Source organism: Pseudomonas syringae group sp. 243L2 (genome assembly GCF_032587875.1).
Taxonomy (GTDB): Bacteria; Pseudomonadota; Gammaproteobacteria; order Pseudomonadales; family Pseudomonadaceae; genus Aquipseudomonas; species Aquipseudomonas amygdali.
In genome coordinates this window covers 75951-94352 of sequence record NZ_JAWHPL010000014.1, presented here as the reverse complement: position 1 = coordinate 94352, position 18402 = coordinate 75951, and the positions used below count along the sequence as shown (strand labels likewise).

The following is an 18402-nucleotide window of genomic DNA, read 5'->3' as shown; positions in this document are numbered from 1 at the left end:
GAAGAGGCTTGCACGGATCCTCTGGATCTGACCTTGGCAGGATGGATAAATGCGAACGTTTTGTGTTCTGCCGGCAGCACACCGGGTCAACTGGCCCTCGCGCTAGTACTCCGGTATTGAACAAACGGCCAAAAGCGTTAGTTGCCGGGGTCGGTCGTCCTTGCCTCCATTCATCAGAGATGAGCGTGAGTGGTCGCGTGCTCGCCGGTAGAAATACACTGAACGCCTCCGCCCAGTCTGACTCCAAATCTTGCCCCGGCGCTCAAAGCCAACGTATCACGTCGATGGGTGCTTGAATCCTCTGCCCAATCAAGGAATTCCCATGACCGACCCACGTAACGTCGCCCACGACAAAAAAGTTCAGCAAGAGAAAAAGAACCACGGCGAAGAAATCGCGCCCAACGCTGAACACGCGCCTCAGCCAGGCATGAAGCCAGCACTCAAGCACGACGACGATGACAAACAAGACGAGCAAGCTTGAGCCAGGTATCAGCCCGACTTGAAGATTGAGCTCAACAGAAAAGGCGTCCCCAGGGACGCTTTTTTTGTTCAAGGATAAATTTTCAGCCGAGACCGCTTTGAACATAGGGCACCTCGCTGAAGACGTCATCGCTGGTAGCTTCGCCGAAATGCGCTCGCTTGGCGGCCAGAAATCCGCCGATCCGTTCCCGGCTGGCATAGTCGTAGTAGCCGCCGAACAGGCAGAGGTCCGTCGATGACAGGTCGCTGATGGGCGCCAGTTCGCTGAGGATTGCCTGCGTCAGCTCGAAGGCGCCGGGGTAGTTGTCACTGGTGATCGATGGCGCGAGGGTACCCGGCAGGTCGAGATTGAGATGCCGCACGCCGGCACGCGCGCAGGCGCTGTGGATGCTGTCCGGATCGGTAGCGTCGACGATGAATAGCTCGTCGATGGAGTAGGCCAGCAGCGACTCCACGGTACTAAGCTCCAACTGCGGATCGCGGCAGCATCAGCCCGACCAGGCCGGAACGAGACTGTCGCAGGCCACGGGCCTGCAGATTGGTGCTGTAGCCGTGTTCGTCAGCGAGAGACTGGATGAGCTACGCCGTCGCCTCCTTGATCCGTCGTTTTCGCCAGGAGCCGTTGAGCACCGCCCTGATCGACGCCCATGCGGACGGGGGCGGCTCCCTCGGCAGCACGGCGCGGCGCTGAGCCTGGCCGACGGTCTGCACGTGGTGCCCGAATTTCCGTTGCTGCTGAAGCGGGTCTGCGTCTGCTTGATGTCATGGAACGCATGGCGAGCCTGAACCGCGTATTTACACCGGTACAGGGAGCGCTCGCAGACCAGCATCGCAGGCGCTACGCTGCGTTCGAGGTTCTTCAGGCAGCGGAGCGAGAAGTGCGATCTGTCTTCATTCGAGAGTGAGTTCGACCCTGAAGTCCGTGATGAGCCTGCTCAACAAAAAAGGGTCCAGACGCCCCGTTTTCGGTGCTGTACTGGACCCTTCGCGAGCAAGCTTGCTCCCACGGCCTTTGGCCAGAATCGAGAGCAGACTTGTGTATAACGCCGAGCGCTACAACTACGGTCAGAAGCGAACCGTCACGCCTGCATTAACCGAATGGAAACGCGTGTCGGTGCCGAACTGCCCCTGGTAGGACAGGTCCAGATCGGTCTGCCTGTTCAAGCGCAGTTTCGCGCCCACTTCAGTCAAGGCGGTGTCGCGCGTTTGAGCGACGCCCTGCACTTCGAAGTTTGGCCCGCCAGCGAAAGACTGGACGTTGCGCGGGTCCAGGTCACCGTAGGCACGTCGCCATCCTACTGAGCCGTAAACCTGCGTATTGACGTTCGCCACATTGATGCTCGACGACGCGCGCAGACCCAGTGTCGAGAAGAAGGTGTCCTGTTTATCGCTGGACACGTCCAGTGCGGCTGGTCCGCCTTTTTCGTGCAGGCCTTTGGCGTCGTAGCGCACGTAGGAAAGACCGGCGAAAGGCTCCAGAGCCATGCTGCCGACCGGTATGCGGTAGGCCGCTTCACCACTTGCCTGCAGCGACTGGGCATTGCGTTTGCCGGTCAAGTGATCACTGAATCCGGCAAACGCCACGTTCCGCTCACTTTCCAGCTTGTGCCAGGTGTAACCGACGTCAGCACTGAGGCGCAGGGCATCGATCTGACCACCGGTGTAGAGGCCCAGATGATAGTTGTCGCTGTGGCCGTCGGCATCGCGGTCATCGGCGTCGAACTTCGAACGGCTGTACCCGGCGTAGACGCCACCGCGCCAATCCGGTGTGAAGCTACCGTCTGCCCCGAACAGCAGGCCGCCAGTGCTTTGGTGCAGACCACCGGCACCGTTATTGCCGCTTGTCTTGGTCCAGTTGCCGAATGGCTGCACCCAGGCGCCGTTTTGCGTGGTCGGTGTGCTTGGCATCAGATTGAGTGCCATGGCTGGCATGCGCAATGTTCCCGTATCCAGAAGATTACGCATACGAGTGCCCAGCACTCCCGATACCACCTGACTATTGGCGATCAGGGCCGTCGAGGTACTGCCGAGGTAGTCGCCAGACAGTTGATCGGCTGCGTTGCGAGCGCTTTCGGCATCCAGAACCAGCAGGTTGTTGTAGAGGCGCAGCGGCTCACCGCTTTGCTCGAGTACGCTCAGCGCGCCAGCGGTATTGAACTGGTTTTGAGTCAGCATGACCGTCTGAAAGATGCCCGGAGCAGGTGCGGGTTCTGGAGTGGGCGTAGGTGTAGGCTCTGGTGTCGGTGTTGGTGTCGGTGTCGGCTCAGGAGTAGGAGTTGGCTCCGGTGTCGGTGTTGGAGTTGGAGTTGGAGTTGGAGTTGGAGTTGGAGTTGGCTCAGGAGTTGGAGTTGGAGTTGGCGTAGGTGTAGGCTCTACGCTTTTTTGCTCGATGGTGAGGTTCAGATCATTGGCGGTGCGCTGCAGTCCGACATTCAGGAACGCCGAGTTGGTCAGCGCCTGGGCATAGGCGGTGCCTGCGGCGGCACCGTCGACCACACCGCCCTGAGCAGAGAGCAGGGTGTAAGTCCTGCCGCTCTGATAGCTCTGCGCAGGATCCAGCGCAGTGACGTTGACCTGCGTACCGCGCAGTGTGGCTGTGCCGCTTACGTTGATCTTGTCGGCTCTACCGTCGCCTGCGATGTCCGCGGCGTAACGTGAGCCTGCGGCCATGTCGAGGTCGCCTTGTATGGCCAGCGCACCTATGGCGCTTTCGCCGGGCGACAGGGTACCGCCGGAAGCTACCTGCGTAGTACCCACCTGACCGACGCCGGCCAGAACACCGCCGTCCAGTACCTGGGCACTGTTGGTATAAGTCCCGAATTCGGTGCGCCCGGCAATACCATTGACCACCAGGGTGCCATTGCCTACGTTAAACCGCGAAAGGCTTTGGGTGGTGGCTGTATTGCCGCGCTGATTGACCTGGTCGACGTTCCCCGACAGCACCAGTCGCCCGCCGCGCACAACGACGCTGCCGGCCAGCCCGGTAAGGTCGCCGCTCAATGTGGTGTTGCCGTTGAACGCATACACTCGGCCCGTTCCGTTCAGCGTGTTGGCAACCTGCAGATCAGTATCGGTATGGTTGAACGCCAAATGCCCCCCGTTGCCGGTGCCGAAATTAATGGCGGTTTGCGGGTCCAGTCGGCCGGCCGCCTGAGCTGTTCCGGCAGTCGTCGAATCGATATCGGTACGGTTGGGGTCGGTCACGACCGGACCGCCCACAGCAAGCGTGCCGCGTGTCGGATTGTTGATGCTGCTGATGGTGCTGATGAGAATACCGTTGGTAGAACTCAGCTCGGCACCGTCGGACAGCGTCAGGTAAGTGCGAGAGTCACTGGTGCCGAGCGTCATGCTTTGCGCTGCCAGGCGGGTGCCTTGTCCGGAAATACTCACCTGATTGCTGCGGCCGATGATGGCCGAACCCAGTAAGAGCGAGTCGGTGGTCAGTACTGCGCCGTTATCGAGAGTAAGGTTGTTTCTGTTTCTGAACGCGCCACTGTTGTCCCAGCGGGTTCCGGCACCGGAAAGATTGACGACGGAGTCGATGTCTACCTGCTGGCTGTTGATCTTGCCGCCATCATTGGCCGTTATGCTCGACCTGTAGACAAACACCCCACCGGCTTCGATATTGACCGCGTCGACCAGGGAGTTCTGGCCACTCACCAGCAACTGCGCGTTTGAAAATGCGTTGGAGCGGGAGCCGTTGACTTCACCCAGATCCAGATCCCGCACCGACACCTGACCCCCGTTGCGCACGTTCAGGTCGCCTTGACCGACCCCACCGACAACGATCGTGTTACCCAGTACAAATGAGGTACGCGGTACTACCCAGCGCGAACCTGCCCCTTCAACCACAACATTGGCCTGAGCCATATTGACGCCGGTTCTGCTGCCTTGGCCAACGATGCTGCCACCTTCGCTGGTCACGGTTGCGCCGCTGTTGATTGTCAGGGTAGAAGTGTTGCCGTCAGTTGCATTGACGTCGATCGCGCCATCGATCAAACGGTCGCTGTTAAAGGTTTCCTGACCATTGGTAAGAACGTAATCCGCTGCCTGAGCATCTGGAAGCAGTGCAAGAGTAACCGCAAAAGCAAGCGGGGATAGTTTGAATAAGGGGTTCATAGCGACTCCAGATACTCCATAAAAACCACAAGGGGTGGCTGCCAGCCCTGAGGGCTTAGGCGTTTCCGTTCGGCGGGGTGCCAACAACGGGAGTATTGAGAGGCGAAGGTTGAATGGAAATAGCACGCATGTACTAGTGGCACGTACGCGTATGTACTAGTGGCACGTACGCGTATGTACTAGTGGCACATATTAATGCCTGGGTTGATCAGCTAGTCAGGGATGGCGTAGTGCATCTGTACTATTGATATTCTGTTATGCCGTGACTACGGTTGCGTGCGAAATTATTCGACGTTAATTATTTAAATAATGGGTGGCAGCGTTAGGTGTCTGGTGTGCCAGTCAGTGGAGTGTATGAATGAAAAGTGTAGCCTTGTTTCCGTTGATTCTGGCATTGTCGGGGTGTGCGGGTCTTGATCAGGCCATGTCAATGACCAATGGCGTTCTTGATCAAACGGGTGATGTACTGAGCGGGGATTTCAGAGGGCTGGCCGAAGCCAGAGAAACAACCTTGACAGAAATATGGCGCGATTGGCAGACCAATGAGGTTACCGCGAAAGAAAAATGGGACGCTCAAACACTGATCATTCCTGGCGTCGTACAGCGCATTACTAAAACCGGGACGGCGGTCGGTCAGAATCAGATTGCGGTCATCTTCAGCGATCCGTCCAATCCCAAATGCACGGGCCAGGGCTTGACCCGCGATGACCTGTTGGTCAACAAGAAAAAAATAAGCAGCTTCAAGAAGGGCGACAGGGTTCTTGTGAAAGGTGTGTTGGGCACCAGTGAATCAAAGTGGACCGACAATGATGCTTGCTGGCTGTCTTTTGACAAAGCCGAATTCACACTTCAGAAATAGAAGCCGTCAGCATAAAACCCGGACAATGTCCGGGTTCTGTAAGCCGCGCATTGATAACGCTGTCAGTTCTGCCAGGTTGTGTAATAAACCGGAATACCCCGCGAGTTGGTGATGGATGCATAATTGAAACCTGGCGCAAATGACTCTCCGCCTGCGAAGGTGTAACCAAATGCGCTGAATTCAATACCACCGCCGACCTGGCTCAACTCGGTCTCGTTCAGCACTCGAAGTGCTGGTCCGGCAGGAAGCGCATTATGTGCCTGTTGTGGGTTCACTGCTTGAGTCATGGCGTTGTTTCCTCTGAAAGTGTCATTGATAAATCAGGGCTTCCGTACCGTTGAACGACGGAAGACAGCATCATTAAAGTCACCGCTTACAAACACCTCAATAGCACAAATGAGCTACTTTTTAGTGTGTCTTTTGGCCATTAGTTCATGTGTGCTATTGAGGTTACTTGTCGTCAGGGCTGTAATGCGTCGCCCGTTTATGGTGCCTGTTTTATGGAGCATTCCTGATGATTGAAGCGATGGTCATTCATGCTCTTTCGATCTGAGGCGCTTGATGCGCAAAAGCGCAGTACGTTGGGGACGGTTTTGCTGGTCAGTCCATTGTCGATGAGGCTGGCCGCTGCGGTGGCGTTGCTGTTCTGCATCAGCATGGGCCTGTTCCTGACCTTCGCCACCTACACCAAACGTACAGCCGCAAGCGGCGTACTGCTGCCTGAAACCGGCCTGATCAGGATCTACTCACCACAAGCTGGCGTGATCACCCGGCTCGACATCGTCGAGGGGCAACACGTTACAGACGGCGCCGTGCTGATGGCCTTGTCCAGCGACACGCAAAGCGGTGAGGCGGGTGGCGCGCAACGGGCGATCAGCCTGTCGATCAAACGTCGTCAGGAAAGCCTCGCTCAGGAAATCGACGAGACGCTCGCTCTGCATCTTCAGGAGCTGGAGGGCAAGAAACGTCAGGTCGCGGCGCTTGAAACCGAGCAGCAGAAAATACTCGCGCAAATCGACCTGACGCGTCAGCGGCTGGCTTTGACCAAGGGCCTTGCCGAGCGCTACGCCAACTTGCAACGCCAGGACTACGTGTCCCGTGACCAGCTTCAGGAAAAGCAGGATGCAGTTCTGGACATGCGCTTGCGGGGCGAAGAGCTGAATCGCTCGCTGCTGACGGTTCGTGCCGAAAGCACCAGGCTGCGGGCGGAACTGGTCGAGCTGCCGTTCAACCAGAGCAAGCAGCTTGCCGATCTGCGACGCAGGCTGGCCGAGAATCAGGACCGCTTGATCGAAAGTGAAACCAAACGAGAGATTTTCATCACCGCACCGACGCTGGGTGAGGCCACGGCGATCGCGGTCTCCAATGGATCACGAGTCGACAGTACGCGACCGTTACTGAGCATTGTGCCTGCCGACGCAAAACTGCACGCCGAACTGTATCTGCCCAGCCGCTCCGTGGGGTTCGTGCGCACTGGTGACACGGTGATGTTGCGTTACCAGGCCTATCCCTATCAACGCTTTGGACTGCAACCGGGCAGGGTGTCATCGATCTCGCGTACCGCCTTGCCGGCCGATGAAGTCATGACCCTGGGCAACGTCTCTGAGCCGATGCGTGAACAGGGGCCTTTCTACCGGGTCACGGTTGCCCTGGCGTCTCAAACCATCGACGGCCAGGGCATGCACGAGCGCTTGCGTTCCGGCATGCAACTGGACGCCGACATCATGCAGGAAAGGCTGCCGCTCTATGAGTGGATGCTGGAGCCTTTGCGCGGAATAGGAAAGCGGCTTTGAACCTGAGAAATACCTTCGCTTTTGGTGTGGGGAGAAAGCTGCCGGTTGTGCTCCAGGCCGAAGCCACTGAATGTGGCCTGGCGTGCATGGCCATGATCGCCAGCTATCACGGCCAGCACAGTGACCTCTTGTCGTTGCGGCAACGTCTCTCGCCCTCAATGAAAGGGGTCAACCTCAAGCAACTGACCCACATGGCTGCGCGGCTCGGGTTGGGCAGCCGTGCGTTGCGGGTCGAGCTGAATGCGCTCGGTCAGTTGCAGTTGCCCTGCGTGCTGCACTGGAACTTCAACCATTTCGTAGTGCTCAAGGAGGTCAATGCACGCGGTGTTGTGGTGCATGATCCGGGGCGTGGCCTGTGCAAGCTGACGCTTGACGAGGTGTCGGCAGCATTCACCGGCGTGGCACTGGAGTTGTGGCCGGAAAGTGATTTTCAGCCCGCCGCTGCACAGCCGCCGATCCCGCTGCGCAAACTGCTGGGGCGAGTACAGGGCTTTGGCCGGGTGCTGACGCAGGTGCTGCTTCTGGCCCTGGCGCTGGAGCTGTGTACCATCCTCAGTCCGTTTTTCATGCAGACGGTTATCGACAAGGTGCTGGTCAGCGCAGACCTGGACCTGCTGACGGTGCTGGCGATCGGCTTTGGCCTATTGCTGATCATTCAGCACACCGTTGCGCTGGCCCGTGCGTGGGCGCTGATGTACCTGGGCACGATGCTCGGGTCACAGTGGCAGATCAATGTCTTTACCCATCTGCTGCGCCTGCCGGTGGCATTTTTCGAGCGTCGTCATCTGGGCGATATCGTCTCGCGCTTCGGTTCTCTGAAGGCCATCCAGCAGACCGTTACCACATCGTTCATTGAGGCCCTGCTGGATGGGCTGATGACGGTCGTCACGCTGGGGCTGATGATTGCCTATAGCCCGAAGCTGGCGCTTGTTGCAGTGGTGGCGATGATTATCTACGGCCTGGCGCGCTGGATCTGGTTCGGGCCGTTGCGGCGTGCCAGCGAGAACCAGCTAGTCCATGCTGCTCGTCAGCAGTCGCACTTTCTGGAAAGCGCGCGCGGCGTGCGCACCATCAAGCTGTTCAATCGGCATGAGCAGCGTTGCAGTGCCTGGAGCGCTTTACTGGTCGAGGAAATCAATGCCGGTCTGCACCCGCAAAAACTGCAACTGGCCTATCGGGCCTTCAACGGCGTGCTGTTCGGGCTGGTCACGATCATTGTTATCTGGATGGGTGCCAGACTGGTTCTGGAAGGGCAATTCAGCGCCGGTATGCTGATTGCGTTCAACTCGTACAAGGAGCAGTTCAACGGTCGGGTGGCTGGTCTGATCGACAAGATTGTCGACGTGATCATGTTGCGCCTGCACGGTGAGCGGCTCGCCGACATCGTGCTGCACGATGCCGAGCCGATTGCCGGTCCGGATACGTTCGATGACGCGTGCAACGACAGGGTGCCCAGCCTTGAAGTACGGCAATTGCGCTTTCGCTATTCCGAGCATGAACCGTATGTGCTGGACGACGTGTCGATTCATATCCGCGCAGGCGAATCGGTAGCCATCGTCGGTCCCTCGGGTGGCGGTAAAAGTACCTTGCTCAATGTCATGCTGGGCATTCTGGCACCCTGCGCGGGCAGTGTTCTGCTGGATGGCTTGCCGGTCGGGCCGGAAAACATCGGCAGGCTGCGCCGTATCACCGGCACGGTGCTTCAGGACGATGTGCTGTTCGCCGGCTCCATCGGCGACAACATCTGTTTTTTCGAGACCGGTGCCGATCAGAAATGGATCGAGCAATGCGCGCATCTCGCTGCAGTCCACGATGATATAGCGCAGATGCCGATGGGCTATAACACGCTGGTGGGCGACATGGGCACGGTACTGTCCGGTGGGCAGAAGCAAAGGGTGCTAATGGCCCGCGCCCTCTACAAGCGCCCGCAACTCCTGTTTCTCGATGAAGCGACCAGCCACCTGGACATCAACAGGGAAGCCGCAGTCAATCAGGCGCTGCAAACGTTGAACATCACCCGCATCATAGTTGCCCACCGTCCGGAAACCATCCGCACGGCGGATCGGGTCGTGGCACTTGCGCAAGGCCGGGTTGCCTACGACGGCCCGGTGCTCAATGAGGCTCCTTCAGCGTGAGGCGGCGGGGCATGATTCGTTGCGCTGGCTGGCGGTGTATGTTGAGCGCGTTCTGCCTGTTAATGACGTCGTTGTGCATGGCCGATGCCCGTGTGGACGCATGCCCCGGCTCCAGTCGTCTGCCAGACGCATTGAGTTTGGCAACGGCCGTGTCTGTCGCGCTGTGTGCCGACCCGAAATTGCGTGAGGTTTGGCTGACCGAGCTGGCACGGCAGGCTGACCTGGATGCCGAGCATTCGGCTTACTATCCGACCGTGCAGGGGCAGTTTCAAAAGGGGCGGGCTGGCAAGACCACGCGCTACCCGGGTTTTCCCGAAGCCGACTCCAGGTTGAACTCCAACACCAGCGTCTACGGCCTCAACCTGAGCTGGGTATTGTTCGACTTTGGCCTGCGCGCCGCCAAAGTAGAAAGCGCCCGGCAGTTATTGGATGTCGCCAGTAGCAGCCGGATCGAAGAGGTGCAGAAGTCGATGCTTGCCACCGCCCGGGTTTTCTATCAAGTACAGGCGAACATGGCGTTGTTAAACGCCAGAATCAGCGCCGAGCGTCTGGCGGCCAACAGTCTGAAAGCCGCTGACGCAAAGTATCGCGAGGGTGCCGGCGAGCAGACGGATCGTCTCCAGGCTCAATCCAGTTATGCCGAAGCACAATTGAACAGGGTCATGGCGGAGGGCGATCTGGCGGCGGTACAAGGCGAGTTGGCCAGCCAACTGGGGCTGTCGCCATCAGCACCGCTCAAGCTGGTTGAACTGGATGAACCCGGGGCTGATGAAGGGGTGTTTCTGGGCAACGTCAATAGTTTGATGGAGCAGGCCAGAGCGTCCCATCCGGCTATCGAAAAGGCCCGCGCCGACTGGGCGGCAAGCCAGGCCAAGGCCGATGCGGCAAAAGCCCAGGGGCTGCCGACGGTGTCGCTGTTCAGCAATTACAGCCGTCAGGACACACCCATCGAGCAGGTTTCAACCCGTCAGGAGGTGAACACCTGGACTATCGGTGTGCAAATCACCGTGCCGATTTTCGATGGCTTTCTCAATCGGCGTAGAGCGCGGGCCGCCCGTTACGAAAGCGCCGCCCGCGAACAGGCCCTGCACGAGGTTGAAAACAGTATTGCGCTCAGTGTCTGGAAGAGTCGACAGACCCTGGAGTCCAGAACAAGGGCGCTGGCAATCAGTCGTCTTTTTGTCGAGAGTGCCAGCAAGTCTTACGAAATTGCCCAGGGTCGTTACAAAGCAGGCGTTGGCAGTATTCTTGAGCTTCTGCGCTCGCAAAACGATCTGAGCGCGGCGACCCAGAAACGCGTGGAGTCTCTGGTCAACTGGCATAACGCCAAGCTGCAATTGGCATCTGACCTTGGCAGCCTGAACATCGGCGACTGATGCCGTCACAGGCCCGGGTGATCGACTGCATGGACGCAAGAATGTACTGCGCTCCCTGCACAACGAGGTGCGTCCATGAAAGACCGAAAGAAAAACGCTGAACTGGATCAGGCCACATTGCGGTTGATCGTGGCGACGTTCGCGATCAGCTATGTATCGTTGATTGGCCTTCTGCCGGGGCTCAAGGTTGCCACCTATCAGCCCATCATTTTCTATTATGCGGGCTTTCTGGTGGTTTCTCTGATCTTGCGCCAGCACATCATCAGCTATCCAGGTGTATTTGCGTTGCGCCGTGTATTCGGGATGGTGCATGACTACACTGCCATTTCCGTCGGACTGATCGTTGGCGGGGAGGCAACACTGCCGGTTTTCAGCGTGATGGTCTGGGTCACTCTAGGCAACGGCATGCGCTTTGGTTCGCGATATCTTGCAATTGCGGCGTCCCTGGCCTTGTTGGCGATACTGGTCATCTATCAATTGACGCCGTACTGGCAGGCGCAGCCATTTATGGTCCTGATGCTTGTCGCCGTCACTATTCTGGTGCCTGGCTATGCGCACATTCTGTTGGTGAGGGCTCGCGAGGCGTCAGAGCAGGCGACCGTGGCCAATCGCGAGAAAGAGCGGTTTCTGGCTCAGGCCAGCCATGACCTGCGCCAGCCCATCCACTCCATCGGCATGTTTACCGCTTGCCTGCGGTCCAGCCCGCTGGGCGATTATGAGCGTCAACTGGTCGATAATATCGATCGCTCCCTGCACAACGTGTCGCAGCTGTTTCGCTCGATTCTGGATATTTACACGCTGGACAGCGGCAAGGTTTCAGCCAAGTCGGATGTGGTCAATCTGGGTGACATGCTCAATGAAGTCGCTCATCAGAACACTGCGGCTGCCCGCTGGGCCGGTGTAGAGCTTCGGGTGCGACCTTGTCGACGCTGGGTCAGGGTCGATGCCACGTTGCTCGCCACGATGGTGCAGAACATCATTTCCAATGCGCTCAAATATGCCCCTGATCACCCGGTGCTGATCGGTGTGCGCAGCCATGCGGGGCGTCTGTCGATCAGCGTGTATGACCGGGGCCGGGGTATTGCTGCCGAACATCTGCCCAGGGTCTGTGACGAGTTCTACCGCATCCGCCATGTGCGCGACAAAGACGTGGAGGGCGTCGGGTTGGGGTTGTCAATCGTCAAAAGGCTCAGCCAGATTCTCAATGTGCAAATCGCGATTGCCTCGCGAATAGACCGCGGGACTACGGTCACCATTCATGGGCTTGAAGAGGTGAGCGCGCCTGTTCGGGTGGTACCCAAGAAGGCATTGGGCGAGAGCCTGCTCAAAGGGGTCAGGGTGTGTCTGGTGGAGGACGACCAGAACGTTCTGATGGCCACCGCAGCGCTGCTTGAAAGGTGGGGATGCGAAGTGCAGACCGCCCGATCGGCGGAGGGGCTCACCACTCATTGCGACATTATCGTCGCCGATTACGATCTGGGCACAGTGGCCAATGGTCTGGACTGCATCGAGAGTATACGAGCTGCCCGTGGCTGGGATGTGCCTGCGCTGATTGTTACCGGGAGGGAAGTGGAAGTCGTGCTTGAGTCAATGCAGGGCGCGGAAGTGTCAGTGTTGTCCAAGCCGTTGCGGCCTTCGGAACTGCGTCTGAACCTGCTCTCGATTCGCGAGCGGCGGATGAGTACTCCCTGACCTGCGTGCATACGGGCCAGGGAATAACGGGGCATCAGGCAGTAATGAATGGCCCGCGAATATCCGACGGCGGGGGCACGTCAGGGAATGGATACACGCAGATCGGGTCCGGTTTGATCACACCAATGCCAGGCACCGGCATGATGGTGAAATCGGCACCACCGGAGACGCTGTACATCTCGGCGTCGGTCAGTACATGAGCATGAACCGAATAATTGTCGACGGTGGTTCCAGTGGTTTTCTGATTGCGGATAATCATGTCAAACCTCGTGGTCGTTATTGAAAAATACTATAAACCAAGTGGGCGGTCGGGCGGCTTGATCCTCGTGTGCAATCGGTTGTATCCAGGCGCTGGCGGTCTGTGAGTTTTGCAGCCGGACCAACCGTTGCAAGAGGTTAGATGATCAAGTCATTCATCATGAGTCTGGGCTTGTCAGGTTTCCTGCCGACGCCGAGCGGTGGCGGCCAGCGCTGTAAACATGCCGGCAAGGCCAATGTAATGCCATTGAAAATCAATACTGGCGGCAATAAGAAACGCGAGCGCTGCCAGCCAGAACAGTCTCGACGAATTGACGGTTTTCCCAAAGAGCTTATGACGATCGGGCATCATAATGTTCTCCTGTTTTCCCGGTAGGTGCCTGCACTGCGCTGCCCACCCGAAATGGCAAGGCGTGTTATTGCGCCATCTGGTAGGTCTGAAAGGCGTCAATCGCGCTGGCACCTGCCACGCCGGCCAATATGACACCAGCACCGACCGCAGTCACCGGAGCCACCGCCACAGCAGCGGCTACTACACCGATGGCTGTCAAGCCTTCTGTTACTGTCATACCGCCACCGATCTGTGCCAGTTCTTCATTGTCGAGTTCGCGCATCATTAATTCCTTATTCATTTGAAATCACCTGTTTGTCGTGTTATTTCAAAGCTTCTGGTCAGTAAGCCATTAGCGCATTACAGGCATTTCAGTCATTGCCTGATAAGTGTAAGTGGCCGTTACAATACTTAACCAGTGCGCAGGCTAAAGAAATAGTACAGGTGTGCTAAGACAGTGGCTTAATATTAAAAGGCTATTATTGTGATGCGTTAGTGTGTTGTGCTGCAGCGGTGGATTGAATGTTTGCCCAGTCTTCGATCAAACCGTCATACAGCTCGACGCACTGTTGAAGTTTGCTGACCTCACAATACTCATCCACCTTGTGGGCCATGCTCGGCTCTCCCGGGCCTGTCTTCACGATGATGCGGGCGAACCTGACCTTGATATGTTCCCAAGCCAGGGCGCTCCTCCAATCTCACCGGTGCAATATCGCCTGATGAATTTCCTGCAGTGGCATGATCCTCTGCGCAGCATTCAGTTTGATGGCTTCCTTGGGCATGCCGAACACGACGCAACTGGCTTCATCCTGAGCCACTGTCGAGCTTCCGGCATCAAGCATCTCCTTTAAACCGCGTGCGCCGTCGTCGCCCATGCCGGTCATGATGATGCCCGTAGCATTCTTGCCGGCGAATTTGGCCACCGAACGAAACAGCACGTCCACCGAAGGGCGGTGGCGGTTGACCAGTGGGCCGTCGATGACCTGAACGTGGTAATAGGCACCGCTGCGAGTGACCATCATGTGTTTGCCGCCGGGCGCAATCAGGGCCAGGCCGGGCAGGATGCGGTCGTTGTTTCTGGCTTCGCGTACCTCGATCTGCGACAAGCCGTTGAGACGTTCGGCGAACGAGGCCGTGAATTTTTCCGGCATGTGCTGAACGATGACCATGCCCGGACAGACTCTGGGCAGGGCAGTCAGCACCGCTTCCAGTGCCTGAGTGCCGCCGGTCGAGGTGCCGATGGCCACAATGCGCTCGGTGGTCTGCGCCATGGCGTGACCGCTGGCTGCGGGCAAAATGGCGTCTGCGGTGAGTTTGCTTGCCGGGGCCAGAACGGGCGGAGCCGTGCGCTTACCGAGGTTTTTGACGTTGGAGTTCGCCGCTGCGCGGACTGCCGCGACCAGCTCGGCGGCTGAATCAATGAGGAAGTTCTTCAGGCCGGTGGTAGGTTTGGTGATGATTTCCACCGCCCCGGCAGACAGCGCCTGCAACGAAGTTTCTGCGCCTTTCTGGGTCAGCGACGAGCAGATCACCACTGGTGTCGGCCGTTCGCTCATGATCTTCTTGAGAAAGGTGATGCCGTCCATGCGGGGCATTTCCACGTCCAGCACGATGACGTCCGGCCATTCCTGAGCCAGCTTGGCCATGGCAAATATCGGGTCCGACGCCGCGCCCATGACATGAATATCGGGGGTGTCGTTGAGAATGGCCACGAGTACCTGGCGAACGACGGCCGAATCATCGACCAGCAATACGCTGATTTTTTTGTTTGGCATCTTTTTCGATTGCTTCCATTGGTTGGTGCCTGACCCATACGTTTCCGTTCCACAGGTCGAAGATGATGTTGCGATGGCCGGTGCTGCCCAGGTCCTGAGCCATCAGCTTCAGGCGATGCCGGTCGGCCAGCGTCAGCGCCGCATTGATGTTGCGATCTGCGACGTTCTGCATCTGCTGGTCGTGGCGCTGCGCCGGAAACATCTCGCCGCCGCCAAACAGCTTGACCTGATATTCCTCCGGAAGCGTCCCGCTGGCCAGCGCATGGCTAATAAGCATCTCCATCGCTTCATCAGCGTATTTGCCGTCAAGTGGCTGACCCTTGCGAATACGTCCTGGCAGCATGAAGTGGCACATACCACCGATACGCCGCCACGGGTGCCAGAACGTGATTGCTACGCACGAGCCCAACAATGTGCGCAAGCGCGCAGGCCGGGTCTCGAAGACCACTTCGCCGGGAGCCAGGACTATTTCGGCCACGCCGACGGGCTTGATCATGGCTTGCGGTATATCGAAGGGGAGACGAGTTTCAGCGTGTCGTTTATGCCGTTGAGGCTTTCCGAATGACTGATGATGAAATACCCCCCGGACTTGAGGCGCGGTAATAAACGCGCCACGACTTTGCTCTTGGTTTCCTGATCGAAATAGATCATCACGTTGCGCAGAAAGATCACGTCGAACTCACCCAGATCGGGCAGGGTCTCGTTGAGGTTGACCTGCACGAAGCTGACCCGGCTGCGCAGCGATTTGTCGATCAAAAACGTGCCTTCCTGACGGCCAATGCCCTTCAGGCAATATTTGAACAACAACGGTTGGGGCAGGGTTTCGGTGCGTTCCATGGGGTAATGCCCACTGCGCGCCTTGCTCAGCACGCGGGTGCTGATGTCCGAGCCGATCACTTCCCAGGGCGTGGTGCCCAGTTGTTCCGCCAGCGTCATTGCCAGGCTGTAGGGCTCTTCGCCAGATGAACTGGCGGCGCTCCAGACCCTGAATACCTTGCCCGGCGCCACCTTGGGCAGCACCTGCTGACGCAGAAAATCAAAATGCTTGGGTTCGCGAAAGAAGTACGTTTCGTTGGTAGTCAGCAGGTCCAGCGCCACTTGCAGCTCGCCGTTGCGCTGATCGTTCATGATCAGCTTGAAATACTCGCCATAGTTGTCCAGCTCGTAATGCTTGAGACGCTTGAACAGACGGCCGGCGACCAGCGCTTTCTTGGCCAGCGTCAGTTTGATGCCCGCAGCGTTGTACAGCCAGTTCTGGAACTGGCCGAATTCGCGATCGGTGAGCGACGCTGTATCAGGCATGTGCAGGCCTCACGTCGCGTCGGCGTCGGAAGGCAGCGACTGACTTGCTTCGGCGAGGCTGGACATTTCATCGATAGACAACACCCGATCGACCTCAAGGACAATGACGAACTTGCCGTCGACCTTGGCCATGCCGCTGATGAAGTCGGCACGAATGCGCGCACCGAAGTTCGGTGGCGGTTCGATCTGCGAGGCCGGTATTTCCAGCACCGCCGAGACGTTATCGACCAGCAGGCCGATGTCCTGCGGTTGGCCGTCCTCGCTGCTGGCCTCGATGATGATGACGCACGAGCGCCGGGTGATGTCCGAGTTCTGTCGCCCGAAGCGCGCCGACAGATCAACCACGGGCACTACAGCACCGCGCAGGTTGATCACTCCGCGCACGAAGGCGGGCATCATCGGCACCACCGTCAGGCTGCCGTATTCGATGATTTCCTTGATGCCCAGAATGCCGATGGCGAACATCTCGCCACCGAGCATGAAAGTCAGGTACTGCGCCTCTTCCTCGACCGCCGTGGCGGTCTGTCGAGTCGTGACCAATGAGCCCATGTCGTTCTCCCTGTGAATCGCTATCGAGGCCGGCAATCAGCAGCCAGTCATCAGAAACGAGTGAATTCCGATTCGTCCGGGGCGCCCGCCATGCTTTGCGCAAACGCCTTGCGCGGAGCCTGTTGCGGTGGGCGCGGGGGCTGGCGGTTCGGGCTGCTGCGGCCGTCGACAGGGCTGCCTTGTGCGACGGCCCTTGGCGATGCATCGAGGGTGAAGAAGCTCATGGCCTGTTGCAGCTGTTCGGCCTGACTGCTCATCTCTTCAGCGGTGGCGGCCAGTTCTTCGCTGCTTGAAGCGTTCTGCTGGGTGACCTGATTGAGCTGGGTCATGGCGGTGTTGATTTGCGCCACACCGGCAGCCTGTTCCTCTGACGCCGCGCTGATTTCCTGCACAAGGTCTGACGTCTTGTTGATCGACGGCACCATTTCGTCCAGCAGCTTGCCGGCTTTCTCGGCCATTTCCACACTGCTGGACGACAGCTCGCCAATTTCCTGAGCCGCGACCTGGCTGCGTTCAGCCAGCTTGCGCACCTCGGCGGCCACTACCGCGAAGCCCTTGCCATGTTCGCCCGCACGGGCTGCTTCGATGGCCGCGTTGAGGGCGAGCAGATTGGTCTGGTAAGCGATGTCGTCGATGATGCTGATGCGTTGGGCGATTTTCTTCATCGCCACGACGGTCTGCTGCACCGATTCGCCGCCGTCAGTCGCTTCCTTGGCAGCCTTGCTGGCCATGCCATCGGTGACTTTGGCGTTCTCGGTGTTCTGGTTGATGCTGGCGCTCATCTGCTCGACCGACGCGCTGGTCTCTTCGACGCTGGCCGCCTGTTCGCTGGTAGCCTGGCTCATTGACTGCGCGGTGGCGCTGACTTCTTCCGAAGCGCTGGCCAGGTTGTCGGCGGCGTTACGCACTTCGCCGATAATGTGTGACAGCTTGCCGACCATGTTGCGCATGGCGTTCAGCACCATGCCGGTTTCATCCTTGGAACCGTGCCCGATATGGGCGTTCAGGTTGCCTTCGGCCAGTTGCTCGGCGGCAGTCGCTGCCTCTTTCAGTGGGCGGGAAATGATCCGTGCAATGAACAGCGCCAGACCCAGGCCGACCAGCAAGGCTGCAACCAGAACGGCAATGATCGAGATGCGCGCGCTTTCGTACAGGCTCGTGCCTTTGTCGCCAGCGGCAGTCGCGCCAGCGTCGTTGAGCTCGACCATCTTTTGCAACTGGTTGGTGACTTCGTCGAAGTGCAGTTTGGACTCGCCGCGCAGCAAGGCACGCGCTTCGGTCTCCTGGCCCTGCCGGGAGAGAGCGAACAGATTGTCGCTGACTTTCAGGTAGGCGGACCAGGAGGCACTCACGGCACTGAACATCTGCCGGTCCTGATCGCTGACGATCAACTTGTCGTAAGTGGCCAGCCGCGTTTCAAACTGTTTGCGCGCTTCTGCTGCCTCAAGCTCCATCTGCGTCTTTTCCTGGGCAGAGTCGGCAGCAATGTGGCGGTTTTCCTTCAGCCGAAAGTTGGCTGCGTAAAAGCGCATGCCCGACGCCGCGCGCATGGACGGCATCCAGTTTTCCTTGATGTCCTGGGCGGCCTGGTTGACCTGGCCCAGCTGGATAATGGCAAAGACTCCCATGGCCGCGGTCAACGCCAGAACCACCAGAAACGAGGTAATCAGCTTGGTGGAAATCTTCAGATCGTAAAACCATTTCATTGAAGTAACTCCTTGGGAATTGCAAAT

General features: G+C 58.3%; 17 protein-coding genes and 1 pseudogene. 6 read left to right on the top strand and 12 right to left on the bottom strand.

Features of this window, described 5'->3' with window-relative positions:
• Positions 1–322: 322 nt before the first annotated feature.
• The gene (locus tag RYB66_RS07725; RefSeq protein ID WP_005732296.1) at positions 323–481 is read left to right on the top strand and encodes a hypothetical protein; all 159 of its coding nucleotides are present in this window, start codon (positions 323–325) and stop codon (positions 479–481) included.
• Between the two features lie 82 nt (positions 482–563).
• Here RYB66_RS07725 and RYB66_RS07720 read toward each other — a convergent pair whose 3' ends face one another.
• Both RYB66_RS07720 and RYB66_RS07715 read right to left on the bottom strand, forming a co-directional pair.
• Positions 564–935, bottom strand: coding sequence for a LacI family transcriptional regulator (locus RYB66_RS07720; protein ID WP_054079035.1), 372 nt, complete (start codon positions 933–935; stop codon positions 564–566).
• A gap of 610 nt (positions 936–1545) precedes the next feature.
• A complete protein-coding gene (locus tag RYB66_RS07715) occupies positions 1546–4599 on the bottom strand; it encodes an autotransporter domain-containing protein (RefSeq protein ID WP_316894198.1) in 3054 nt (1017 codons plus the stop codon).
• 358 nt (positions 4600–4957) lie between these two features.
• Here RYB66_RS07715 and RYB66_RS07710 point away from each other — a divergent pair, with 358 nt between their 5' ends.
• Entirely contained in the window at positions 4958–5458 is a 501-nt protein-coding gene (locus RYB66_RS07710) for a hypothetical protein (protein WP_004663667.1), read from the top strand.
• A gap of 62 nt (positions 5459–5520) precedes the next feature.
• On the opposite strand, the gene RYB66_RS07705 is transcribed toward RYB66_RS07710, so the two are convergent.
• Positions 5521–5745, bottom strand: coding sequence for a hypothetical protein (locus RYB66_RS07705; RefSeq protein WP_004658688.1), 225 nt, complete (start codon positions 5743–5745; stop codon positions 5521–5523).
• A 249-nt stretch (positions 5746–5994) separates the two neighbouring features.
• Between RYB66_RS07705 and RYB66_RS07700 the strand changes: the two genes are divergently transcribed.
• The 4 genes from RYB66_RS07700 (at position 5995) to RYB66_RS07685 (ending at position 12454) form a co-directional block, all read left to right on the top strand.
• Positions 5995–7251, top strand: a complete 1257-nt coding sequence (locus RYB66_RS07700; protein ID WP_316894196.1) for an HlyD family secretion protein — start codon at positions 5995–5997, stop codon at positions 7249–7251.
• Positions 7248–9386: a peptidase domain-containing ABC transporter gene (locus tag RYB66_RS07695; protein WP_316894194.1), complete on the top strand. Its 2139-nt coding sequence runs from the start codon at positions 7248–7250 to the stop codon at positions 9384–9386. The genes RYB66_RS07700 and RYB66_RS07695 overlap by 4 nt, the downstream gene beginning before the upstream one ends.
• A gap of 11 nt (positions 9387–9397) precedes the next feature.
• Positions 9398–10762 carry a TolC family protein gene (locus RYB66_RS07690; RefSeq protein ID WP_316894192.1) on the top strand — a complete coding sequence of 455 codons (1365 nt, stop codon included), beginning with the start codon at positions 9398–9400 and terminating at the stop codon, positions 10760–10762.
• 75 nt (positions 10763–10837) lie between these two features.
• Entirely contained in the window at positions 10838–12454 is a 1617-nt protein-coding gene (locus RYB66_RS07685; protein ID WP_016981122.1) for a hybrid sensor histidine kinase/response regulator, read from the top strand.
• Positions 12455–12488: 34 nt separating this feature from the next.
• On the opposite strand, the gene RYB66_RS07680 is transcribed toward RYB66_RS07685, so the two are convergent.
• From RYB66_RS07680 to RYB66_RS07640, 9 genes and pseudogenes are all read right to left on the bottom strand, one after another.
• On the bottom strand, positions 12489–12713 hold the full coding sequence (locus RYB66_RS07680; RefSeq protein WP_002553187.1) for a hypothetical protein: 225 nt from the start codon (positions 12711–12713) through the stop codon (positions 12489–12491).
• Positions 12714–12887: 174 nt separating this feature from the next.
• Positions 12888–13064, bottom strand: a complete 177-nt coding sequence (locus RYB66_RS07675) for a hypothetical protein (RefSeq protein ID WP_005745449.1) — start codon at positions 13062–13064, stop codon at positions 12888–12890.
• A 64-nt stretch (positions 13065–13128) separates the two neighbouring features.
• A complete protein-coding gene (locus RYB66_RS07670; protein ID WP_002553189.1) occupies positions 13129–13344 on the bottom strand; it encodes a hypothetical protein in 216 nt (71 codons plus the stop codon).
• Positions 13345–13522: 178 nt separating this feature from the next.
• Positions 13523–13675: pseudogene (locus RYB66_RS07665) on the bottom strand (M20 family peptidase); the annotation flags it as partial.
• Between the two features lie 66 nt (positions 13676–13741).
• Complete coding sequence (locus tag RYB66_RS07660) at positions 13742–14818, bottom strand: chemotaxis response regulator protein-glutamate methylesterase (RefSeq protein ID WP_004663674.1); 1077 nt, start codon at positions 14816–14818, stop codon at positions 13742–13744.
• Complete coding sequence (gene cheD / locus RYB66_RS07655; protein WP_057423312.1) at positions 14781–15314, bottom strand: chemoreceptor glutamine deamidase CheD; 534 nt, start codon at positions 15312–15314, stop codon at positions 14781–14783. The genes RYB66_RS07660 and cheD overlap by 38 nt, the downstream gene beginning before the upstream one ends.
• Positions 15311–16120, bottom strand: coding sequence for a CheR family methyltransferase (locus tag RYB66_RS07650; protein ID WP_316894188.1), 810 nt, complete (start codon positions 16118–16120; stop codon positions 15311–15313). Before RYB66_RS07650 ends, cheD begins: the two co-directional genes overlap by 4 nt.
• 9 nt (positions 16121–16129) lie before the next feature.
• Positions 16130–16669 carry a chemotaxis protein CheW gene (locus RYB66_RS07645; protein ID WP_002553202.1) on the bottom strand — a complete coding sequence of 180 codons (540 nt, stop codon included), beginning with the start codon at positions 16667–16669 and terminating at the stop codon, positions 16130–16132.
• A 50-nt stretch (positions 16670–16719) separates the two neighbouring features.
• Entirely contained in the window at positions 16720–18375 is a 1656-nt protein-coding gene (locus tag RYB66_RS07640; protein ID WP_057407858.1) for a methyl-accepting chemotaxis protein, read from the bottom strand.
• Positions 18376–18402: the final 27 nt, after the last annotated feature.